The following is a 21,979-nucleotide window of genomic DNA, read 5'->3' as shown; positions in this document are numbered from 1 at the left end:
CCGTCTCGCGGCCGCATTTCGCATGTGAGGGCACACGGGCGCAGATACGCTGCGGTTGCACGATCCTGTGCAGCGCACATGGAGGGTGTGAGCGATACCGAGCGCCGTGGGCCGGAACCTGTTGGCTCCGGCCCACTTTCACGACCAGGCACGATGCCCGGGCCGGCGGGCCGCTCAGGCCGCGGTCGGCAGCCGATTCGGCTCGCGTTCCCGCCCCGCTGATTTCGGGATCAGGACGGTCGCGACCAAGCCCAGCAGGACGAATCCCGCTGCGAGATAACCGCCCAGCTCGACGGCGTCGGTCATCGCGGTGCGGCCCGCGGCGGCGATCGGCGCGGTATCCGGTTGGGCCGCATACCCTCTGATCGCCGCGCCCGCGCTCGCGGTGATCGTCTGCGCGTGCCGCTCGGCGTCGATCGTGGCGACGCCGTCCGCGGTGAGGCGGTCGGTGACCTGCGACCCGAGTGTGGTGAAGAAGGCCGTGGTCAGTAGCGCGATCCCGAGCGCGGAGCCGAGCTGGCGGAACGCGCTCTGGATGCCGGAGGCCTGGCCGTTGTCGTTGTCCGGGATATCGGCCAGCACCACATTGGTGACCTGGGCGGTCGCGAAGCCGACACCGATGCCGTACAGGCACAGGATCAGCGCGAGCGACCACCAGGAGTTGTCCGGCGAGGCGAACAGGGCCAGCGCGCCCAGGCCGACGACCTCGAAGGCCAGGCCGAGGCGGACCAGATTGAGCGGCGAGACGTTCTTGTCGGCCAGGCCGAAGCTCACGCCGCTGGCGATGAAGCTGCCGATGGCGATCGGTACCAGCGCCAGCCCCGCCTGCACCGCGCTGTAACCGAGGGTGAACTGCAGCCACAGCGGCAGCACCGCGACGATGCCGAACTCACCGAGCCCGATGATCAGGGTCGCGATGTTGCCGTTGCGGAAGGACGCCAACCGGAACAGGCTCAGGTCCATCAGGGCCTTGTCGGCGTCGCCGGTCCGGCGCAGGGCCGCCTGCCGCCAGAGGAATCCGGCGAGCGCGAGCACACTCAGCACGAGCGCGACCAGCACCGGCGACGGGCCGCTGTCCCAGATGAATCCGCCGATTTCCAGCGCGTGCGTGGTGCTGATCCAGCCGTAGACACGGCCCTCGACCAACCCGAAGGCCAACAGGCCCAGGCCGAGCACCGACAGCACCGACCCCGGGATGTCGAGCCGTCCGGGCGTCCGGGGCGAACGGTCGACGCAGGCGAGCACACCGATCACGATCACCACGACGAGCGGGACATTGATTCCGAAAGCCCAGCGCCATGACACATGCTCGGCCAGCCAGCCGCCCAGCAGCGGACCCAGCGCGGCCGCCGCGCCGATCGTGGAACCCCAGACGGCGAACGCCTGACCCCGGGCTTTGCCGGTGAAAGTGGCGTTGAGCAGCGCCAGCGAGGTAGGCAGGATCATCGCCGCGCCCGCGCCCTGCAGGAACCGCGCGACGACGAGCAGCCCACCGCCGGGTGCGAGCCCGGCCAGGATGCTGGTGACGCCGAAGACGACCACGCCGGCGACGAACACCCGCCGCGCACCGATGATGTCGGCGATACGGCCGACCACCAGCAGCAGCGCCGCGAACACGATCGCGTAGGACTCCTGAATCCATTGCGCCGCTGTGGAACCCGTGTTCAGGTCCTCGATGATCGACGGGATGATCACGTTCACGATCGTGGTGTCGACCACGATCAGCGCGACACCGAGGGCGATGGCGAGCAGGCCGAGCCAGCGCAGCGGTGACACTTTCACCTCCGACCCCGGCTCGACTGTTCCTGTCTCGTCCATCGAACACCTACTTCCATCGTGGAATTATTCCATGGTGAAAGTACTCAGCGCCGGAGTAGGTTGTCAAACGGTGTCACCGGCGTCGCTCCGGTGCGAGAAAGGTGGACGGGGACAGATGAATCACCCGGTTGCGCGGGAACAGCAGGACCGGCTGACCGAGGGACTGCGCGTCTACGGCGCGAACTATCGGGAGTTCAGCAGGCGGTTCGCGGCGTGGCTCGGCCTGCACTCCACCGACGCCGAAGCGCTCATCGAGATCCTCGCCGCCGACGAACGCGGCGCGGCCCTGTCGCCCGCTCGCCTGAGCGAACGCATCGCGCTGTCCCAGCCCGCCACGACGGCGCTGCTGAACCGGCTCGAACGGGCCGGACACGTGGTGCGCACGCGCGAGCACGACGATCGGCGCGTCATCACCCTGCGCGGCAGCGCGGAAGTGCACGAGCTCGCGGACGAGTTCTTCCGCCCGCTCGGCGAGCAGGTCGCCGCCGTCCTGGCCCGGCATTCCCCCGAGCAGCTCCGGCGGTTCGAGGACTTCCTGACCGAGCTGACGGCGGCGATGAACAGCCGTCTCGCCGAGCCGCTTCCGCCTTCGCCGGCGCGAGATACGCCGGGCGACTGACGATTACGGACTCGGGGTGCGGGTGATCCAGGCGATCAGGTCGGATTCCACCTCGTCCCGGTCGATCTCGTTGAGGATCTCGTGCCGGGCGCCCGGGTACACGCGGTAGGTGATGTCGGTCAGACCGGCGTCACGGTATCGATCGATCAGCAGATCGCTCAGCCGTAGATCGTCGTTGAGCGGATCCTCCGCGCCGACCATCACGTAGACCGGCAGGTCGCCGGGAACGGTGGTCGGCTTCGAAAGGCGGTCGGCGGCAACCGTTGCCAGCAGCGCCATGTTCGCGGGGTCGACCTCGAACCCGCACCACGGATGGGCGATGTACGCGTCGACCTGTGCGGTGTCCCGGCTGATCCAGTCGGCCGGTGTACGGGTGGGCTGGAAGCGAGCGTTGAACAGCCCCAGCAGATCACCGCCGGCCTCGGCGATCCTGGCGAACAGCCCGTCGACCGCCGTGGTGCCGCACAGCACGACATCGTCGACCAGACCCGAGTGGTCCAGGATGTACTGCTGGACCGCGAACGACCCGAGGCTGTGCCCGAACAGGACCACGGGAATCCCGGGATGTTCGGCACGCAACAGCCCGGTGAGCCGGACGAGGTCCTCGACCAGCAGGTTCCACCCGTTCGCACCGAGGTCGCCGGGCGTACCCGCGATGCTGTGGCCGTGCCCGCGATGATCCGAGGCGTAGACCGCGTACCCGGCGTCGGCGAGCCGCTCGGCGAGATGGCTGTAGCGGGCCGCGTACTCGCCCATGCCGTGTGCGATCTGCACGATCCCGACCGGCTTGCGGTCGGCGGGCAGCCAGTCGCGGACGTGGATGACGGTGCCGTCGGTGCTGGTGAAGGTGAACACGCCGAAATCGTCGCATCGACGCGCTCGCGCGCCCATGGACGCGGGAACAACATCGCCGGTCCGGAGACTGTCCCCCGCGACAAACGCGAACCGGTAACCTGCGCGGATGCCCCGTTCCACGCCGCCGACGGCAATCGTCGAACTCGCCGGCCTGCTGCTGGAGAACATCGACGACCTCGGGGTGCGGCTGGCCCGGCGGTTCCTCGTCGAACTCGACACCTACCGCAACGAGGCGCAGGTTCCCTTCGCGACCATCCGGACCTCCTGCACGCGCAACCTCACCCTGATGCTGCGCCACTTCACCACCGCCGCGCCGGTGGACCCGGAACCGCCGAAGGAGACCGGGCGACTCCGGGCGCGGCAGGGTGTGCCGCTGGCCGAAACCCTGCACGCCTTCCGCATCGGATTCGAATTCCTCTGGTCCGAACTGGTTTCCGCCGCGCGAGGCCACCCCGAGGTCACCGACGCGATGCTCGTCGACCTCGCCGCCGAGGTCTGGGCGCTCTCGGGTGAGTACTCCGTCGCGGTCGCGGCCGCCTACCGGGAGACCACCACCGAACTGGTGCTGCAGCGCGAACACGAACGCTCCGTGCTCGTCGAGGCCCTGTTCACGGGCTTGATCGCCGACCCGGCCACCCTCGGCGAAGCGACCCGGATCCTCGGCCTGCCGCCGACCGGCCGCTATGTCGTCGTCGCCGCGGCGGCGCCGGTCACCGGCCGCGAGGCCCTGCCCGGCATCGAAATCGCCCTGCGCGCAGCGCATATCACTTCCGCCTGGCGGTTGCTGCCCGACCAGCAGATCGGGGTGCTCGCCCTGCCCGAATCCCGAGAACCCGCGGCACTGAAGGCATTACGCGCCCATCACACCCGGGTGGGGATCAGCCCGCCCTACGACGCGCTGCCCGACACACCGCGGGCGCTGCACTTCGCCCGCCTGGCCCTCACCGGTCTGCGCGACCGCCCGCGCGGCGTCGCCCGCTTCGACGACGACCCCCTGGCGATGCTGATCGCCGCCGCGCCGCTCGAAGCCGAACGCCTGACCCGGGTGGCCCTCGGCCCCCTGCTCGCCCTGCCCCGCGAGGAACGCGAACGGCTCCTACATACGCTCCGCACGTGGTACGACGCGAACGGCTCCGCCGCCGACACCGGCCGCGAGTTGTTCCTGCACCCGAACTCGGTTCGCTATCGCCTGCGCCGCGTCGAGGAGGTGACCGGCCGCTCCCTCGCCGATCCCCGGGCGATCCTGGAGCTGGGGGTAGCATTGCGCGCCGCACAGCACGCGGATCCCGTTCTGTAACAGAGATATTCGCCGGGTGCCACGAAATCACCCGCACTCCGCGGGCGTCGCATCACCCGGCGCCCGGCGAGTTGCGGGCCGTGGTCCGGCGTCAGGACTGTTTCGGCAGTTCCTGTACTGCCCACCGGTTGCCGTCCGGGTCGGCGAAGTAGGTGAACAGCCCCCACCCCTCGTCCTTGACCGGGGTGGCGTCGACCCCCGCCGCGATGAGCTGCTGATAGGCCTGTTCCGCACTGGCCACCACCACCTGCATCCCCTCCACGCTTCCCGGCGCGGCCGAGGTCAGCCCCTCCCCGAGACAGATGGAGCACCCCGACCCCGGCGGGGTGAGCTGCACGAAACGGATACCTGGGCTGGGGGTGTGGTCGTAGTCGGCGTTGAAGCCGATCCCGACGTAGAAGGCTTTGGCGCGATCGACGTCGGAGACCGGCAGGGCGACGAGTTCGATTTTCCAATCCATGGGTTCGAGGATCCCACCGGAAGTGGAACAAATCAGGCAGATCGGCAGGCGCGCCTTCGACGGGGTCCGACTACGCGCTGCCGGTGCCCGAGCAGTTGCCCGGCTTCGCCGGCACGCTCGTCGTCCCGTCGGCGAGCGGCACCACGGTGACGACGATCGTCTTGCTGCTGCCCTCGTACGTGGCGGTGAGGGTGTGTTCACCGACAACGCTCGGGGTCCAGTTCACGGACGCGGAACTCGCGTACGACGGTTTGGCCGTGCCGACGCAGGCCCCGTTGTCCTCGAACACGACCCCGCCGGGAACGAAGGGCAGCATCGACACCGAACCCAGGGCGCCGCCGGTGGCCGTCGCGGTCAGCGCGTAGGTCCCGCCGACGTAGAGGGTTCCGTTGCTGAACCCGATCACCAGGTCGACCACTTCCGCCGCCGAGGCCGGCGCGGCGGTCAACGCCACGGTCGCTCCGGCCGCCATCAAACACTGTGCGCCCCAGACGATTCGACGACCATTCATGGTTCCTCCACTCACGTAGACACTCCATTCGCCATCCCGGAGAACCCGGTTCCACGAACACTATCGTTCGCAAGTGACCCGGTGATACCGCCGCCGTGCCCCTAGTTTCGGGGGCACCCGAACTACGCCCGGCAACTGCGCTATTCGATATCGCGACAACGGAATACGGCTCTGGAACAGCTGTTCCAGAGCCGTATTCGCTGGTAGCGGGACAGGATTCGAACCTTCGACGTTCGAGCTATGAACCCCGAGGGGGTGATGGATCAGTGCGGTTGGGACGCCGCGTGTTTGGGGAGGCCGAAGACCACGGCGAAGGAGGCGAACGTCAGCAGGATGGTCACCGCCGTGACGGAACGGATTGCGGTGAGGGCGGTTTCGGGGGTGTCGCCGAGGGCGAAGGTGCTGAAGAAGATGGTGCCCAGGACCGCCACGCCTAGGGCGGCCGCGCCCTGCTGGAAAGACTCCAGCAGGCCGGAGGCGGAACCTACCTCGTGGTCCTCGAGGTCGCCCACGATGATGCCGAAGAGGGGGACGAAGATGACGCCCATGCCGAGGCCGTAGAGCAGTAGGGCGGCCGACAGGGCCGGCGGGCTCGGGGCCGTGGTCGCGCCGAACTGGAAGAACAGGGCGATGAGGCCGAGGAGCATGCCGGTCAGGCCGAGGTGCAGGACCTTGCGGCCGAGCCTGGGGGCCAGGACCGCGCTGACGCCGGAGCCGAGGAACGCGCCGACCGCCCAGGGGGCCATGGTCAGGCTGGCGCGCAGGGCGCCGTAGCCCAGGCCCAGCTGCAGGAACAGGCCCACCGCGAGGGAGAAACCGCCGACGCCGCCGAAGAACACGGTGACGAAACCGATGCCGGACGAGTACGACCGCTTGGCGAACACGCTCAGCTCCACCAGGACGGTGCGTCCGGCGCGGGAGCGGCGAACCTGATCGAGGGCGAACAGGCCGAGCACCGGAATCGAGGCGGCGAGCATGGCCGACAGCCACCACGGCCAGCCCAGTTCCCGGCCTTCCACCAGCGGGTAGAGCAGCATGCCCATGCCGAGTCCCGCGACGATCGCGCCGCGCAGATCCAGGGTCAGCCCGGGCATCGGAGCGGCGGCGGGCAGGATCCACACGCCCAGTCCCAGGGCCACCGCGCCGAGCGGCAGGTTCATCAGGAAGATCGCGCGCCACCCGGTGCCGAACAGATCGGCGTCGACGAGCAGTCCGGCCACGATCGGCCCCGCGATGGTGGCGATACCGATGAGCGGGCCGAAAGCCGCGTAGGCCCTGCCGAATTCGCGGCCGAACAGATCGCGGATCAGGCCGAAGCACTGCGGCACCATGACGGCGGCGAACAGGCCCTGTGCCACCCGGCCGATGAGCAGGGCATCGATCGAACCCGCGACACCGCACACCAGGGAGGTGAACAGAAATCCGGTCAATCCGATGAGCAGCACGCGCTTTCGGCCGTACATGTCACCGAGCCGCCCGCCGGTGAGCAGGCCGATCGCCATGGCCAGGGTGTACCCGGCGCTGAGCCACTGCACCGTGGCGGCCGAACCGCCGAGATCACCGCGAATCGCCGGCGCGGCGACGGTGACGATGGTGGCGTCGAGCAGATTCAGCAGCGTGGCGGACAGGATCGCCACCAGCCCGAGCCAGCGGCGCGGCAGCGGAGCGGCGGAAGTGGTTGTGGACGTGGATATTTCGACGGCGGGTTCGGTCGTGATGGTCACTGGTGTCTCCGGGGCTGAGATGGCGAACGGGTGCGAGGCGCGGTGCGGGGGCCGACCCCCGCACCGCGAAAAGCGTTGGCGCGGTGACTACTCGGCAGATCAGGAGAAGTCGGCGAGGTGGTCGCCGACCCACTCGGCGTATCCGCGCGGGGCGTGCCCGGTCAGCTCGGCGACGAGCTCGTTGACCGGCGCGGGCTTTCCGACCGTGGCGGCCATCAGATCGAAGAGCGCGTTGATGAACTCGGCGTCCATGAACTGCGCCATCTGCGCGCGCACCGGCGCGTCGTCCAACTCTTCGAAGACCAGCGGCCGATTCAGCGCCCGCCCGAGGATTTCGACCTGCTCGACCTGGGTGAGCGACTCCGGCCCGGTGAGCTCGTACACCCGCCCGGCGTGCCCGCCCGGCAGCACCGCCGCGACCACGTCGGCCACGTCGTTCTCGTGGATCGGGGCCGCCGCGGCCCGCCCGTACGCCGCGCGGATCACGTCGCCGCCCGCGAGCTGCATGGCGAAGGACAGCGAGTTGATGGCGGGGAAGAACAGTCGCAGGAACGTCGATTCGATCCCCGACGCCACGATCGCCCGTTCAACCTCGTGGTGGTAGGCCGCGATGACATCGGGCTGCCGCTCCGCGCCGTCCACCACAGCGCCCGAGGACAGGAACACGATGCGCCGGACCCCCGCGGTCCGCGCCGCGGCCAGCAGCGGGGTCACATCCATCTGGTACGGCAGCACCAGGAAGATCGCCTCGACACCCGAAAGCGGTTCCGCAAGAGCGGCTTCGGAGGCGAGGTCCCCCGCGACCACCTCGACGCCCGCGGGCATTCCCGCGGTCTCCGGCCGGCGGGTCAGCGCGCGCACCGGCAGCCCCGCGGCCAGCAGTGCGTCCACGGCCTGACGGCCGAAGTGAGCGGTGGCGCCGATAACCAAGTACATGAGCTTTTCCCTTCACAGCCGCGATCCGGTCGATCGCATGGCACGACTCTAACAGAACGGAATGATCTATTCCATTTCAATTTCGAACGTCGCCCGAAATTGACTCTGAGCTGCACTGATCGATCGAGACGCGCGGTCGTGTGGCGAAATCTGGAGCTACTCGGCCGCTGCGGGGGGCACCGGAACTGCCGCGAAGCGGGCGCGGGACGGCTGCCCGACGACCTTGTCTCACTGGCCATCCGACGATCGGGAGGTGTGCCTTGAAAACACCGTCCGCTTCATGCCGGGACGCCACGAAACCCCCGCTACGACACCGCATCCATGACATCGAAGTGGGTCGGCAATGCCGGCAGAACGCGAAAACGGCCCGGAACCAAGTGGTTCCGGGCCGTTCTGCCTAGTAGCGGGGACAGGATTTGAACCTGCGACCTCTGGGTTATGAGCCCAGCGAGCTACCGAGCTGCTCCACCCCGCGTCGGTGAAAAGAACACTACACACCGGGGGCCCGATATCCCAAAACGCGGCGCGCCGGGGGCCTGACCTGGTTGGTACCTTCTGGGGGTGCCGCCTTCACACGCCCGCAACACGCTGCCTATCCAGCGGGTGCGCGCCATCGTGGAGCTGGCCGAGCGGCGGGGGTGGGACGTCGGGGGAATACTCGACGACGTCGGGATCTCGCCGATCCTGCTGGCGGAGGGCAAGTCCCGTGTCACCGCGGACCAGGCCACGGCGCTGGTGCAGCGGCTGTGGCGGGACACCGACGACGAACTGCTGGGGCTCGGGCTGGCGCCGGTGCCGCGCGGGACGTTGCGGTTGGTGTGTTTCGCGTTGATGGGGGCGCCCTCGCTCGGCGAGGGGATTCGGCGGTTCGAGAGTTTCCGGCGGTCGCTGCCGGGGATTCCGCCGTTGGCGCTCACCGTCTCCGGGGACGAGGCGCGGGTCGGGTTCGATCTCGGCGGCATCGTCCACCCGGTCGGGCTGATCATCGACACCATGCTGACCATCACCCACCGCTATCTCAGCTGGGCCGGCGGGCGGCGACTGCCGCTGTTGCGCGTCGAGGTGCCGTACGCGGAGGATCCCGAAATCGATGACTACGACTCGATTTTCGGGGCGCCGGTGCGCTTCGGCGCGGCCGCGCCCGCACTGGTTTTCGACGTGGCGCTGCTGGACGTGCCCGTCGACCGCAGCCAGGACGAACTGGCGTCGTTCCTGCGCAACGCGCCCGCGGGGGTGCTGGGCACGCGCGACTACTCGGTCTCGCTCGCCGCTCAGGTGCGGCGCGCCCTCGAACGCGGGCTCTCCGGACCCTGGCCGAGCGCGGACGACATCGCCGCCGAACTCGCCATGAGCCCGCAGACCCTGCGCCGCAGGTTGCACGACGAACACACCTCGGTCACTCGGATCCGCGAGCAGATCCTGCGCGACGCCGCCATCGCGAGCCTGGTGCGCGGGGACGAGACCGTCACCGCGCTGGCCCGGCGGCTCGGGTTCTCCGAGGCCAGCGCGTTCTCGCGGGCCTTCCGGCGCTGGACCGGCAGCCCGCCCGGGTCGTACCAGCACTAGCGCGCACACCCCCACTGGACGCTCGAGCACTACGGTCAAGAATTCGAGCGAGCCGGTCATTGGCGCGACGGCAATACCGTCCTACCGTTCGATCAGAGCCGACACGAACAGAGGAGTTCAACTCGTGGCCCTGCATCGCTCGCCGTGGATGGACGAGGACCTGGACGCGCTCGCCGATCTGGCGCGCCGCTTCTTCGAAAAGGATTGCGCCCCCAACGAGGACCGGTGGGGACGGCAGCACCACGTCGACCGTGAGCTCTGGAACCGCGCCGGCGAGCTCGGCCTGCTGTGCCTGAGCATCCCCGAGGAGTACGGCGGTGGTGGCGGCACCTTCGCGCACGAGGCCGTCGTGCTGGCCGAGCAGGTGCGCGGGCTCGCGCCCAGCCTCGGCAACCCCGTGCACAGCGGCATCGTCGCGCACTACCTGCTCGCGTATGGCACCGAGGAGCAGAAGCGCGAATGGCTGCCCAAGATGGCCTCCGGCGAGATCGTCGGCGCCATCGCCATGACCGAGCCCGGCACCGGCTCGGACCTGCAGTCCATCAAGACCAAGGCGGTCAAGGACGGCGACGACTACGTCATCAACGGCGCCAAGACCTTCATCACCAACGGCTACCTGGCCGACCTGGTGATCGTGGCCTGCAAGACCGGTGAGGGCAAGGGCGCGGACGCGGTGTCGCTGGTCCTGGTCGAGACCGCGCGCGAGGGCTTCCGGCGCGGGCGCAACCTGGAGAAGATCGGCCAGCACGGGCAGGACACCTGCGAGCTGTTCTTCGACAACGTCCGGGTGCCGCAGACGCACCTGCTCGGCACCGTGGAAGGCATGGGCTTCATCCAGCTCATGCAGCAGCTGCCGCAGGAACGCCTGATCCTGGCCGTCATCGCCGCGGCCGCGATCGAGAAGACCGTCGAGGTCACCCTGGCCTACACCAAGGAGCGGGAGGCCTTCGGCAAGCCGGTCTTCGCCTTCCAGAACACCCAGTTCACCCTCGCCGAGTGCGACACGATCAAGACCATCGCCTGGAGCTTCACCGACGACTGCGTCGCCAAGCACCTGCGCGGCGAGCTCGACGTGCCCACCGCCGCCAAGGCCAAGTGGTGGCTGACAGAGCAGCAGTGCAAGGTCGCCGACGAGTGCCTGCAGCTGTTCGGCGGCTACGGCTACATGGCCGAGTACCCGATCTCCCGGATGTACGCCGACGCCCGCATCCAGAAGATCTACGGCGGCACGAACGAGATCATGAAACTGATCATCGGGCGGACGCTGTAGGTCGACGCGACCGGCTCACGGCCCGGGACCACACGGTGGTTCCGGGGCCGTTCCACGTCGAAGGGGGCCGACCCCATCGAGGCGGAACGGGAGTCATCCGCTCGACTCGGTTCGGACCTACCTTGGTCATGACGGACAGGACCGGGAGGAGCAACGACGATGAGCCTGCATCACCAGCTAGTGGAAGTGGCGGCTGGAATGGACGTGCCGGAAGGATTTCGTGCAGATGCGAAAGGCGACGTGATCGTCGTGTCTCCGCAGCGGCCCGAACACTGGAATCTCATCCTGGAGATCGCAGTTCGCGTCCGGCTGGCGGATCCGACGCTTCTCACGACCTCGAATGTGAAGATCGCGCGCACCGGGGACAACGACAAAGCCCCCGATGTAGCGATATTCCGCAAAGACGCCGAGCTGCACGCACGCAACGCGCTGGCGTTCTTCGAGGTGGTCTCACCGAGCAGCGTCGAGGCCGACTACATCGACAAGACCGCCATCTATGCCGCGGCCGCCGTCGCCGAGTACCTGATCGTCGATCCGGCCCGCGAGACATGGACACTGCTCACGAACCCCGTCGACGGCGCGTATCAGGTCACAACCACGAAGCCGATCGCGACACCGGTGCGGGTAGCCGGCATCGAGTTCGAATTGGGATGACGGCGAACTGTCGCGCTGCCGATCAGAATCTGATCATCGGGCGGACCCCCCGGCGGAACGCAATTGCCGCTTCCGGACCCGGGCCGAGGCCGTGATCAGGCGCAGGGCCATGCCGAGCAGAAGCAGGTTGCCCAGCATCTGAACCAGGACGAAACCCTTGGACAGCTGCGTCACCGCGACGATGTCGCCGAAACCGACCGTCGCGAAGACCGTCACGGTGAAGTAGAGGGCGTCGAGTTTGGTCAGGGCCGCACCGAAACTCGCGGAATCGGCCAGGGACAGTAGGTAGTAGATCGTCGCGAAGGCGATCAGGTAGGCGCCGAAGACCGTGGCGAGGGCCTCGGCGGCCTGCTCGAACGGGCGATCCACCCGCAGAATGCGATTCACCTGCCAGGCGCACAGCGCGAACACCAGCGCCAGGCCGACGACCAGCAGCACCACCGCCGGGACGTCGTCGAGCTGATCGAACGGCAGCACGAAGTACGCGACGGTGAAGGCCGTCAGGACCAGGGCCGGGCGCAGCATCACACGGTAGATCGGCCGGCGCCCCGACCCCGAATTTCTGCTCTCACCAGGCTGTTTCGACATGGGGTGATGCTACGGCGGCGAGCGCCCGCGCCGTGGTACCCGGAATCGCGGGTGTCGAGGCCGCGTTCGGGGTCAGCAGTTGCGAGAGCGCACGGTGAACGCTGCGGGCACGTGCGTCCAATCGAACGTCGTCGCGCTGGGATGGATCGTCTCGGCCAGGAACTGCACCCGCTGGGCCACGGCGGCAGGATCGGCGTCGGCCGCCAGGGCCGGGGGCACGCTGTCGGCCCCGGTCGCCACCGTCAGATAGCGATTGGCGCAGTAGGACGGCAGATTTGGATCGCCGAGCCAATCGGCGGCCTGATCATCGAAGATCACGAACCAGGGGCGCAGGCGCGCTTCGTATCTCGTGCGCGGATCACCGTTACCGGCGGCCGAGGACATGGCGGGGAACATCATGGCCTGATCCGCCTGCCCGGCGGCGGCCAGCCTATCGAGATGGTTCGCGTACTCCTGTTCGGTCGGCACGTTGTCGAGTTCGTAGTCCGCCAGGGTGTTCTCGACGGTGCCGGTGATCGGATAGAGAATGAACTTGCCGCGCAGCTGATTCCAGGTGGGCCAGCCCGTGGTGGTGACCGCCTCGTCCAGGGTCTCGTGGGCGGAACCGAGGAGATCCGCGGGCGCGAACACCCTGTTCCGTCCGAGGTGATCGGCGACGAGGCTGTCCAACTGGGCGGGGCCCATGCCCGCGCGACCGCGGAAGCCCCACTTCAACTCGATCTTGAGATAGACCGGGTCGTGGCCGGGATTGCTGTCGCTCCACGCCCGCAGCGCGTCCAGGCAGCGGCTGAAATCGCCGCTGCCCCCGGCGGATCCGGAACCACCGGCGCTGCCGGACAGCGCCGAACTCCCGGACAGCGCCCCACTCCCGGAGCTGCCCGCGCCGGCCGAGCCCGGCGCGGACGCGCAGTTGTTGTCGTTCGCCAGCGGGTTGGTATGGCTGACGATCCATCCGCGCTCACCGCCGTAGGTGGTGTAGACGTCGAGTTCCAGCAGCCGCGCGCCGGTGTTCAGGACGTCCGCGATCGACGCGCCCTTGGTCCGCTCGTAGGCGTTGTGCAGGCCCGACACCGCGACCTCGTTCAGCGGTACGGCGTCGAAAGCCGAACTGTCCGCGCGGGTGGTCACCGGGGCCGCCAGCGCCGAGCCGGTGCAGACGATCGCGGCGATCGCGGCGGCGGCCAATGCCGTTCCCGCCGTTCGCCTCTCCCGTGGTTGTCGGCGAACCAGCTCGGGCGTAACGGCTTTCATACGGTCTCCTACACGGCGGGGTCGGCGTCGGTCCTCCCCCGCGCGGTAGTAAACATGATCAACGTCCGCGCCGTTGGTCGATTGACCAGATTGCGTGCGCCCGGCTGTCGCGAGGGCCCGGACCGCCGCGCGCGGCCTAGACTCGCGCCCATGCGCATCGCCATCATCGGAGGACACGGGCAGATCGCCCTGCAGCTCAGCCGGATCCTGAGCGAGCGGGGCCACACGGTACGGGGCGTCGTACGCAATCCCGCGCACGGCGCGGACATCGAGGCCGCGGGCGGCGAACCACTCGTGCTCGACCTCGAGCGGTCCGACGCCGAGACGCTGGCGACCGCCCTCGCGGGCACCGACGCCGTGGTGTTCGCCGCGGGCGCGGGCCCCGGCAGCGGCCCCGACCGCAAGTACACCGTCGACCGCGACGGCTCGATCCTGCTCGCCGACGCCGCCGTGCGCGCGGGCATCGGGCGCTTCCTCCAGATCTCCACCATGGGCGCGGGCAAACCGCCGGCGGGCGGCGACGAGTCCTGGATCGCCTACATCGACGCGAAAACCCAAGCGGAGGACGACCTTCGCGGCCGCGACCTGGCATGGACGATCCTGCGCCCGGGACGACTGACCGACGAACCGCCCACCGGACAGGTCCTGCTCGCGGACAGCGTTCCGGCGGGCAGCATTCCGCGCGCCGACGTCGCCGCCGTGCTCGCCGAACTGCTGATCACCGGCGCCGGATCGCAGCGCACCCTCGAATTGATCAGCGGCACAGCCGGTATCGACAAGGCGGTGGCGGAGGCCGACGGACGGCGCGGGTGATCAATCGACCCGGAAGTCCGCCATCATCGCGATGTCCGGCGACGCACCGCTCACGGCGGTGGTGGTGCTCGGGCTCGACTCCCACGAACTGGTCGCGGAGATCTACTCGGTGACCGGTCCCGAGAAGCTGACGCGGGTGCGGGCGACCGCGCCGATCCGGCCGTGCGACTGAACGTCGTTCACCCGCGAAGCCGGCGCGGTCCCGCGCTAGGGCGTCGGCGCCCCCGGGATCGGGCAGGCGTCGACCGCCTGCGCCACGACCTGGGGTTCGGCCGCGAGCTCGGGCCGCGCGCCCAGCTCGTAGTCCGCACCGGTGATGACCCCCGCGCCCGCCAGCCCGTCGAGCTCCGCCGCGTCGAAAACCCTTCCCCGGCTGAGGAATCGGTACCCCTCGGGAGCTTCAAGGCTGAAGCCCGAGCCGCGGCCCGGCACCATGTCCAGCACCAGCTGGGTGTGCTGCCAGGCCGCGAACTGCGGACCCGAGATCCACACCGCGACAGCGTCTTCCGGATCGGGAGCGGTGGTCGCCACGTCCCCGGCCGACAGGTTCAGATCCAGTATTCCCAGCAGGACGTCTCGATCGCCGATGACGAATTCGCCTGCCGGATAACACATCGGGGCCGAGCCGTCGCAGCAGCCACCGGACTGGTGCAGCATGAGCGGGCCGTGCGCGGCGCGGAGGCGACGGAGCAGATCCATCGCCGCCGCGGTGGCGCGCACCCGCCGGGGCGGAGTGGGCATCAGAAGAAGCCCTGGGCCTTCCCGGCGTAGCTGACCAGCAGGTTCTTGGTCTGCTGGTAGTGGTCGAGCATCATGCGGTGGTTCTCGCGGCCGATGCCGGACTGCTTGTATCCGCCGAACGCCGCGTGCGCGGGGTACTGGTGGTAGGTGTTGGTCCACACCCGCCCGGCCTGGATGTCGCGGCCCGCGCGGTAGGCGACGCCGCCGTCGCGGGACCAGACGCCCGCGCCGAGGCCGTAGAGGGTGTCGTTCGCGATCTTGATGGCGTCGTCGTAGTCGGCGAACGAGGTCACCGACACGACCGGGCCGAAGATCTCCTCCTGGAAGATGCGCATCGCGTTGTCGCCGGTGAACACCGTGGGCTGCACGTAGTAGCCGCCGGACAGGTCGCCGCCGAGGTCCGCGCGCTCGCCGCCGGTGAGCAGCGTGGCGCCCTCACCCTTGCCGATCTCGATGTACGACAGGATCTTCTCTAGCTGATCGTTGCTGGCCTGCGCGCCGATCATGGTCTCGGTGTCCAGCGGATCACCCTGGCGCACCGCCTTGGTGCGCACCACTGCCGCACTCAGGAACTCGTCGTAGATGTCCGCCTGGATGAGCGCGCGCGACGGGCAGGTGCAGACCTCGCCCTGGTTGAGCGCGAACATGGCGAAGCCCTCGAGGGCGCTGTCCTGGAAATCGTCGTTGGCGGCCAGCACGTCGGAGAAGAAGATGTTCGGGCTCTTGCCGCCCAGTTCCAGGGTGACCGGGATCAGGTTCTGCGAGGCGTACTGCATGATGAGCCGGCCGGTGGTGGTCTCACCGGTGAAGGCGATCTTCTTGATGCGCGGGCTGGACGCGAGGGGCTTGCCCGCCTCGACGCCGAAGCCGTTGACGATGTTCACCACCCCGGGCGGCAGCAGATCGCCGATGACGCTCATCAGGAACAGGATCGAGGCCGGGGTCTGCTCGGCGGGCTTGAGCACCACCGCGTTTCCGGCGGCCAGCGCGGGGGCGAGCTTCCAGATGGCCATCAGGATCGGGAAGTTCCACGGAATGATCTGCCCGACAACGCCGAGCGGCTCGTGGAAGTGGTAGGCGACGGTGTCGCTGTTGATCTCGGAGATCGAACCCTCTTGGGCGCGAACGGCTCCCGCGAAGTAGCGCAGGTGATCGATCGCGAGGGGGATGTCCGCGGCCATGGTCTCGCGAATGGGCTTGCCGTTGTCCCAGCTCTCGGCCAGGGCGATGGCCTCGAGCTGTTCTTCCATCCGGTCGGCGATCCGGTTGAGGATGACCGAGCGCTCGGCGACCGAGGTCTTACCCCAGGCCGGGGCGGCGGCGTGCGCGGCGTCCAGGGCGAGTTCGATGTCCTCCGCCGTGCCGCGCGCGACCTCGCAGAAGGTCTGGCCGGTGACCGGGGTCGGGCTCTCGAAGTACTGCCCCTTGACGGGCGCGACCCATTCGCCGCCGATCCAGTTCTCGTAGCGGGACTGGAAGGACATGGCGGCCCCGTCGGTGCCGGGGCGGGCGAAGACAGTCATCGAAGGCTCCTGGATCTGCTGACGATAGTGCGGGGTCAGGTGTGATCCAGAACGCTACGAGCGGGCATGTTGCAGCACCGTTGCAAGAAATTGGTCAGATGCCCAGCTTGCGGTCCAGGAGCGCCAATTGCGCTTCCACCTGCGCGTACATCGGCGAATTCCGGTCCAGCGAGGTGAGATAGGCACACCAGGCGGCGATATCGTCGCGACCGTCCGCCGACGCGGTCCAGCGCGCGAGCAGGCGGCGATCACCCACCGCCAGCAGGGTCGCCCGCACCCGGGCGTGCAGTCCGGCCCGCACGTCGGCGATGCCCGGCGCGAGCGAACGCGGCAGCACCGCACCCGGATACGCCCGCAGCGCCGCCGCGGCATCGCCCCGGGCCAGGGCCCGGCGCACCGCGCCGATGTCGGTGTCCACCGGCGCGAGCAACCGGTACGGCCGCGAGCCGAGCACGCTGGCGCCCACTATCTTTCGCACCCGCGACAGCTCCGCGCGAACCGTCACCGGATCGAGTTCGGACTCGTCCAGGAGCATCGCCAGATGGTCCGCGCTCAATCCCTCGGGATGCTCGGCCAGCAGCACGAGGATCTCGGCGTGCCGCTGGGACAGGCGAATTCGCTCACCGTCCACCGTCAGCACCGGCCGGCCCGGGCCGAGCACCTGCAGCCGCGCCGAGGCCGGTTCCGGCGACGGGAGCGCACCGAGCAACCGCAGCCGCAACTCCGACTCCGCCGCGACCACGGTCGCCCGGATCAGCGACAGCACCTCCGGCGCGGCGACCCGCGGGCCGCCGGTGATGTCGATCGCGCCGATGATCTCCCCGCTCAGCGGATCGTGCACCGGCGCGGCCGTACAGCTGAACTCGTGCACCACCCGGCTGAAATGCTCGGCCCCGAAGATCTGCACGTGATGATCCAGCGCCAGCGCGGTCCCCGGGGCGTTGGTCCCGACCCGGTCCTCACTCCAGTCCGCGCCCTCCACGAAGTTCATGCCGGTGGCCTGGTCCTTGACCTTCGGATCGCCCTCGACCCACAGCAGCCTGCCCTGCGCGTCACTGATCGCCACCAGCAGACCGGCCTCCGCGGCGTCCTCCACCAGCAGCTTCCGCACCACCGGCCGGATCAGCGAGGTGGGATGGGTTTCGCGATAACGCCGCAGATCCGGCCCCGCCAACTCGACCGCTCCGCCGAAACCGTCCGGGTCGACCCCGTTGCTCCGGCTGCGCCGCCACGAGTCCAGCACCACCGACCGCACCGAATCACCACACGGCCGAACCGTCGGCAGAGCGTTCCCCGCGAGGAAGGAACTGTGCGCGACGGACATCCGCGACGCCAACTGCTCGACGTCGTCGCCCGCCCGGACCGCGACCCACGGGCTGCCCTGCGCGAGTGTGCTCAATCGTCGTCCTTCACATCCGCCCCGTCCCCCACTGTAACGCCGGTCACGGTCATGATGGCCCGGTTACATCCCTTGGTTGCCGATGACCACCTCGCCGCCCGGGACCGTGCGACCGACCCGGGGCACATCACCGCGACCGTCCGTCCGCACGTGGGACGATTCACAAATTCGACAGGTCCGTACATCCGGACCGAGCGCACCACGTAACGTGCCGGGTAGGCGGAGTTGACCCGAGTCATTCGGATACGGCAACCCGGCGTGGCCCCGGGAAGTACCAACGATGACTTCTGTACAGCAATCCAATACGGTCGACCAGGGCGAGTTCAGTACCGCTCGTGCGGCCGAAAAAGCCGCTATCACCAGGCAGAACGCGTTGGCCAGCCGGACGGTCGCCAGTCATGCCCACGACGCCGAGGACTGCCGGTACCTGCTCGAGATGCTCGGGTTGGACGGGTCCGCGCCCGAGGAGTAAGCCGGGGCGCGTCAGCGCGCCGAGGCGCGGTGGGCGTCGGTCCAGCGCCGGCTTTCGTGCACCAGATCCCGTGCCGGGCGCAGTCGCAGATCCTGATAGTTCGCCAGCGCGGCCACGGCCCGGGAGCCGAGCACCCCGTCGCGCAGGCACTCGTCCAGTGCCAGGGCGTCCGCGGCGGCGGCCCGATGGCCCGTCGATATCGCCGGAGTCACCGTGTGCGCGGCGGCGCCCATGAGCCCGATCCTGCCGTTCGTGATCCGTTCGGGCAGATAGTCACCGGACGGCGTGCCGAACGCGGTGCCGCGCTCGAGGCAATCGACGATGGCCCCGCGCCAGGGATCGGGCCAGGTGCGACGGGCCGTGTCGATCAGCTCCGCGGACAGACCCGGCGGAAAGTGTTCCGGCTCCAGGCCGTGCAGAATCTTGCCCTCGCGCAGGCACCCGAGCTCCTCCAGCAGCGCCATGCGCGTGGGGTCGTGCCAGACGAACGCCGTGGTGCGCAGCCCTTTCGACGGCCGGAGACCGCTCAGACCCGGCAGCGCGACGGCCGTGAGCAGCTGATCGCCCGCCCGCAGCGGCTCCGCGCCCGGCAGTGACGTGCCCGCCGGCAGCGCGGTCTCGGCGATCCAGCCGCGCCAGGTCAGGAATCCGGTGTAGTCGGTGAGCACGTGGCCCGGGTCGACGGCCGCCCGGACCAGGCTGTGATCACCGTCCGCGCCGATCAGCACGTCGGCCTCGAACTCCTCCGAACCCGTTGCGGCGAACGCGAAATCATCGTCCTGATCCACCTTGGTGACATCCACGCCGAGCCGCAGATCGAGCCCGATGACCCGCCCGGCCACCTCGGCCAGCCACCCGTGCAGCGCGTTGCAGCCGACCGACGGGCGATGGCCGTAGATGTGCGCGAGCGCGTCCTCCGGCTCCTCCCCGGTGACCGCGCACAGCCCCAGATAGTCGGCGCCCAGTCCGGCGCGACCGTCGAAGGTGTCCCGCGACTCCAGCACCGTCGTCCGAATCCCCCTGCGCGCCAGGGCGATCGCGGCGGTGAGCCCGCCGATGCTGCCGCCGACCACGATCGCGCTTCCCTTGCCCCGCACGCACTGACCTCCTGGTCGCAGCACCACCCGCCCGGTCCCCCACCGCACCGGGCGGTAGTTGCCGGAAACCATACCGGCGGTGGGCGAAAAACCCGTCGAGCCCCGGGACGACATTCGTACGCTGAAAAGTTGCTACATCGCCACCGATCCGCGAAAAGTGCATCGAAAACGACACTCAATGAACAACGCGAACAGTCGGTTTCTGGCTAAGATCAGCCGCAGCACACTGTAAACGGCGGTCCAGGACGCGATCTCCGCACCGCCGGCACTCGGAGAAGAGGCTTCGTCGCATGAACTTTCAGAAGAGTCACGAAGACAAAGAGTTTGCCGGGATTTCGCGGAAGATGACTTCGGTAGCCGGCGCCGGCGGCCGCATCATTCTCGGACCGGTTCCGAACATCACGCGGGACATCGGGTCGATTCCCGACCACCCGGTCGCACCCATCCCCGACTGCCCGCGAGAACGGTAGGCCCCCGGCGACATCCGGCTCGGCGCCGACTCCCACGACAACCGCAAACGCGAAAGTGGCCCGGAACCATTCGGTTCCGGGCCACTTTCTTAGTAGCGGGGACAGGATTTGAACCTGCGACCTCTGGGTTATGAGCCCAGCGAGCTACCGAGCTGCTCCACCCCGCGTCGGTGAACACAACATTACACACGGCTGCGTAGATGGGGCAAATCGCTAGGTCAAAGGCCGTTTTCGGGTTGTGAAGAGATGATCAAGAGGTGACCCGGGGACCACACACCCCGGGCACGCGGGACGCCGATCCGGGCGTCGCGGCACACCCCGGGAGTGACAAACCGCACCCCGGCGCGCGTGCGCGCGCCCGTCCCCACCCGATACGCCCGAAAAACGTGACCGCCCCCGCAATAACGTCGTGATACACATCACATCACAGGCGTATAACAGACCGGTCGGGATACGAAAATGCAGCATAGCCAACCTGCATGAACCCTGTTTTCAGGGTTATTCGCTTCATGCAATTCTGGAGTTATCAAGACGTGATCTGCCGAGATTTACTCGTTATCGTCTGTCTCGGCCCGGATCAAACCTGAGATGGGCTCCGAACCGAACCGCTGCACGTCGGAAACCCTGTCCCGCGGTTAGGTGCCACGACCTCCTGGGGACAGGGACACGGACGATTCGTCGCCGGGTTGGCAGGCGCAGGGAGGGAAACCACCATGAAACAGAACCGGAAGATCAACTCCCGCGTCCTCGGCCTCGCGGCCGTGACCGGCGCACTTGTTGCCGTCCCGTTCGGCTTCTCCGCCACCGCGTCCGCTGCCCCCGCACACGACTGGGACGGCGTCGCCCAGTGTGAGAGCGGCGGCAACTGGGGCATCAACACCGGCAACGGCTACTACGGCGGACTGCAGTTCTCCCCCGGCACCTGGGCCGCCAACGGCGGCACCGGCATGGCCCACCACGCCAGCAAGGAAGAGCAGATCCGCGTCGCGGAGAACGTGCTCGCCACCCAGGGCGTCGGCGCCTGGCCGCACTGCGGCCGCTACCTGCGCGCGGGCGTCTCCGAGCCCGAGGTCGCCGCCGTTCCCGAGCCGGTCGCCCCCGCCCCGGTGACCGTCCCCAACGACAAGCAGGCCCTGATCGATCAGGCCAAGAACGTCGCCGGCGGCCTCGCCGAGCAGTTCGGCGTCCAGGGCCAGTACCACCAGATCCTGGATCAGAACGCCGCCCTCATCGAGTCCTGGGGTCGCTGAGATCAGACTTCCTTCCCCATACCGGAAGAAGTGAAAAGCGCTGCCGTCGAATTCGACGGCAGCGCTTTTCGTTGCCCGGAGGGCATCCGGGCCAGGTCATGGGCTCTCGCTCACCCGCGGATGAGCGAGAGCCCGGGTATCAGCTACCCGCCTTCTCGTAGGCGTCGACCGCGCGCTGCAGGTTCTCCAGCGCCTTACCCAATTCGCCCAGATCGCCGGAACGCTGCGCGTTGCCCACGGTCGCGAGCGCGTCGTCGATCTGCTTGATGGCCGCTTCCTTACCGGGTGCCGGGGCCGTACCGCCGTTGTTGTTCGGCGGCGTGGTCCCCTGATTGGGCGGGACGACCACCTGCCCCGGTTGATCGGTCGCCGCGCTGCCGCTGCCGGGCAGCACCTTGTCCAGGGCCTCCTTGACGGTCGCGCCCATGCCGACCTTGTCCTGGTAGCTGGCCAGCACCTTCACCAGCTGCGGGAAGGACGGCGCGTTCGAACCCGCCGAATTGCGTTCCAGATACCAGGGTTCGACGTAGAGGATGCCGCCGTCTCCCACGGGCAGGGTCAGCAGATTGCCGAACCGGCCACGAGGGTCCGGGGCCGGTGACCAGGCCTCCTTCCCGCTGGGCTGGGTGCACGACGTCGTGCGTGCCCCCGACGCGGCCGCCGGC

22 protein-coding genes, 2 tRNA genes and 1 pseudogene are annotated in these 21,979 nt (G+C 68.7%); 10 read left to right on the top strand and 15 right to left on the bottom strand.

The window, feature by feature from the left end; translation table 11 throughout:
- Window positions 1-174: 174 nt before the first annotated feature.
- Complete coding sequence (locus ACWDOP_RS06970; protein ID WP_456344310.1) at window positions 175-1,818, bottom strand: MFS transporter; 1,644 nt, start codon at window positions 1,816-1,818, stop codon at window positions 175-177.
- A gap of 115 nt (window positions 1,819-1,933) precedes the next feature.
- On the opposite strand from ACWDOP_RS06970, the gene ACWDOP_RS06965 reads away from it, so the two are divergent.
- On the top strand, window positions 1,934-2,437 hold the full coding sequence (locus ACWDOP_RS06965; protein WP_456344309.1) for a MarR family winged helix-turn-helix transcriptional regulator: 504 nt from the start codon (window positions 1,934-1,936) through the stop codon (window positions 2,435-2,437).
- Between the two features lie 3 nt (window positions 2,438-2,440).
- On the opposite strand, the gene ACWDOP_RS06960 is transcribed toward ACWDOP_RS06965, so the two are convergent.
- Window positions 2,441-3,292: an alpha/beta fold hydrolase gene (locus tag ACWDOP_RS06960; protein WP_456344308.1), complete on the bottom strand. Its 852-nt coding sequence runs from the start codon at window positions 3,290-3,292 to the stop codon at window positions 2,441-2,443.
- A gap of 106 nt (window positions 3,293-3,398) precedes the next feature.
- Between ACWDOP_RS06960 and ACWDOP_RS06955 the strand changes: the two genes are divergently transcribed.
- A complete protein-coding gene (locus ACWDOP_RS06955) occupies window positions 3,399-4,589 on the top strand; it encodes a PucR family transcriptional regulator (RefSeq protein WP_456344307.1) in 1,191 nt (396 codons plus the stop codon).
- A 91-nt stretch (window positions 4,590-4,680) separates the two neighbouring features.
- On the opposite strand, the gene ACWDOP_RS06950 is transcribed toward ACWDOP_RS06955, so the two are convergent.
- The 5 genes from ACWDOP_RS06950 to ACWDOP_RS06930 form a co-directional block, all read right to left on the bottom strand.
- Complete coding sequence (locus ACWDOP_RS06950; RefSeq protein ID WP_454203489.1) at window positions 4,681-5,049, bottom strand: VOC family protein; 369 nt, start codon at window positions 5,047-5,049, stop codon at window positions 4,681-4,683.
- Between the two features lie 70 nt (window positions 5,050-5,119).
- Window positions 5,120-5,560, bottom strand: coding sequence for a hypothetical protein (locus ACWDOP_RS06945; RefSeq protein WP_456344306.1), 441 nt, complete (start codon window positions 5,558-5,560; stop codon window positions 5,120-5,122).
- Between the two features lie 263 nt (window positions 5,561-5,823).
- Window positions 5,824-7,284, bottom strand: a complete 1,461-nt coding sequence (locus tag ACWDOP_RS06940) for an MFS transporter (protein WP_456344305.1) — start codon at window positions 7,282-7,284, stop codon at window positions 5,824-5,826.
- Window positions 7,285-7,383: 99 nt separating this feature from the next.
- Window positions 7,384-8,220 carry an SDR family oxidoreductase gene (locus ACWDOP_RS06935; protein WP_456344304.1) on the bottom strand — a complete coding sequence of 279 codons (837 nt, stop codon included), beginning with the start codon at window positions 8,218-8,220 and terminating at the stop codon, window positions 7,384-7,386.
- A 401-nt stretch (window positions 8,221-8,621) separates the two neighbouring features.
- Window positions 8,622-8,695: transfer RNA gene (locus tag ACWDOP_RS06930), tRNA-Met, on the bottom strand.
- 86 nt (window positions 8,696-8,781) lie between these two features.
- Here ACWDOP_RS06930 and ACWDOP_RS06925 point away from each other — a divergent pair.
- The 3 genes from ACWDOP_RS06925 (at window position 8,782) to ACWDOP_RS06915 (ending at window position 11,710) form a co-directional block, all read left to right on the top strand.
- The gene (locus ACWDOP_RS06925) at window positions 8,782-9,786 is read left to right on the top strand and encodes an AraC family transcriptional regulator (RefSeq protein ID WP_456344303.1); all 1,005 of its coding nucleotides are present in this window, start codon (window positions 8,782-8,784) and stop codon (window positions 9,784-9,786) included.
- Between the two features lie 148 nt (window positions 9,787-9,934).
- Window positions 9,935-11,056, top strand: a complete 1,122-nt coding sequence (locus ACWDOP_RS06920) for an acyl-CoA dehydrogenase family protein (protein WP_456344484.1) — start codon at window positions 9,935-9,937, stop codon at window positions 11,054-11,056.
- A gap of 159 nt (window positions 11,057-11,215) precedes the next feature.
- Entirely contained in the window at window positions 11,216-11,710 is a 495-nt protein-coding gene (locus ACWDOP_RS06915) for a Uma2 family endonuclease (protein WP_456344302.1), read from the top strand.
- A 33-nt stretch (window positions 11,711-11,743) separates the two neighbouring features.
- Here ACWDOP_RS06915 and ACWDOP_RS06910 read toward each other — a convergent pair whose 3' ends face one another.
- Together ACWDOP_RS06910 and ACWDOP_RS06905 are read right to left on the bottom strand one after the other, a co-directional pair.
- Entirely contained in the window at window positions 11,744-12,298 is a 555-nt protein-coding gene (locus tag ACWDOP_RS06910; RefSeq protein WP_456344301.1) for a potassium channel family protein, read from the bottom strand.
- 72 nt (window positions 12,299-12,370) lie between these two features.
- Window positions 12,371-13,549, bottom strand: coding sequence for a Ca2+-dependent phosphoinositide-specific phospholipase C (locus tag ACWDOP_RS06905; protein WP_456344300.1), 1,179 nt, complete (start codon window positions 13,547-13,549; stop codon window positions 12,371-12,373).
- A 150-nt stretch (window positions 13,550-13,699) separates the two neighbouring features.
- On the opposite strand from ACWDOP_RS06905, the gene ACWDOP_RS06900 reads away from it, so the two are divergent.
- Window positions 13,700-14,362 (top strand): SDR family oxidoreductase, encoded by a 663-nt coding sequence (locus tag ACWDOP_RS06900; protein WP_456344299.1) that lies wholly within the window; start codon window positions 13,700-13,702, stop codon window positions 14,360-14,362.
- A 31-nt stretch (window positions 14,363-14,393) separates the two neighbouring features.
- A complete protein-coding gene (locus ACWDOP_RS06895) occupies window positions 14,394-14,534 on the top strand; it encodes a hypothetical protein (protein WP_456344298.1) in 141 nt (46 codons plus the stop codon).
- Between the two features lie 35 nt (window positions 14,535-14,569).
- On the opposite strand, the gene ACWDOP_RS06890 is transcribed toward ACWDOP_RS06895, so the two are convergent.
- The 3 genes from ACWDOP_RS06890 to ACWDOP_RS06880 all read right to left on the bottom strand — a co-directional run bounded on the left by ACWDOP_RS06890 (window position 14,570) and on the right by ACWDOP_RS06880 (window position 17,950).
- On the bottom strand, window positions 14,570-15,103 hold the full coding sequence (locus ACWDOP_RS06890) for a DUF779 domain-containing protein (RefSeq protein WP_456344297.1): 534 nt from the start codon (window positions 15,101-15,103) through the stop codon (window positions 14,570-14,572).
- A complete protein-coding gene (gene exaC / locus ACWDOP_RS06885) occupies window positions 15,103-16,626 on the bottom strand; it encodes an acetaldehyde dehydrogenase ExaC (RefSeq protein ID WP_456344296.1) in 1,524 nt (507 codons plus the stop codon). Before exaC ends, ACWDOP_RS06890 begins: the two co-directional genes overlap by 1 nt.
- A gap of 94 nt (window positions 16,627-16,720) precedes the next feature.
- Complete coding sequence (locus ACWDOP_RS06880; RefSeq protein ID WP_456344483.1) at window positions 16,721-17,950, bottom strand: transcriptional regulator; 1,230 nt, start codon at window positions 17,948-17,950, stop codon at window positions 16,721-16,723.
- Window positions 17,951-18,305: 355 nt separating this feature from the next.
- Here ACWDOP_RS06880 and ACWDOP_RS06875 point away from each other — a divergent pair, with 355 nt between their 5' ends.
- The gene (locus ACWDOP_RS06875; protein WP_456344295.1) at window positions 18,306-18,497 is read left to right on the top strand and encodes a hypothetical protein; all 192 of its coding nucleotides are present in this window, start codon (window positions 18,306-18,308) and stop codon (window positions 18,495-18,497) included.
- A gap of 11 nt (window positions 18,498-18,508) precedes the next feature.
- Here the strand turns inward: ACWDOP_RS06875 and ACWDOP_RS06870 are convergent, their stop codons facing one another.
- Window positions 18,509-19,594, bottom strand: coding sequence for an FAD-dependent monooxygenase (locus ACWDOP_RS06870; RefSeq protein WP_456344294.1), 1,086 nt, complete (start codon window positions 19,592-19,594; stop codon window positions 18,509-18,511).
- Window positions 19,595-20,157: 563 nt separating this feature from the next.
- A tRNA-Met gene (locus ACWDOP_RS06865) sits at window positions 20,158-20,231 on the bottom strand.
- Window positions 20,232-20,777: 546 nt separating this feature from the next.
- On the opposite strand from ACWDOP_RS06865, the gene ACWDOP_RS06860 reads away from it, so the two are divergent.
- Window positions 20,778-21,314, top strand: coding sequence for a transglycosylase family protein (locus ACWDOP_RS06860; protein WP_454203513.1), 537 nt, complete (start codon window positions 20,778-20,780; stop codon window positions 21,312-21,314).
- Between the two features lie 139 nt (window positions 21,315-21,453).
- On the opposite strand, the gene ACWDOP_RS06855 is transcribed toward ACWDOP_RS06860, so the two are convergent.
- Complete coding sequence (locus ACWDOP_RS06855; protein WP_456344293.1) at window positions 21,454-21,864, bottom strand: hypothetical protein; 411 nt, start codon at window positions 21,862-21,864, stop codon at window positions 21,454-21,456.
- 25 nt (window positions 21,865-21,889) lie between these two features.
- On the opposite strand from ACWDOP_RS06855, the pseudogene ACWDOP_RS06850 reads away from it, so the two are divergent.
- Window positions 21,890-21,979, top strand: a pseudogene (locus ACWDOP_RS06850) (cysteine dioxygenase); the annotation flags it as partial.

Source organism: Nocardia sp. NPDC003693 (assembly GCF_053981095.1).
This window is presented reverse-complemented; position numbering and strand designations above follow the sequence as displayed.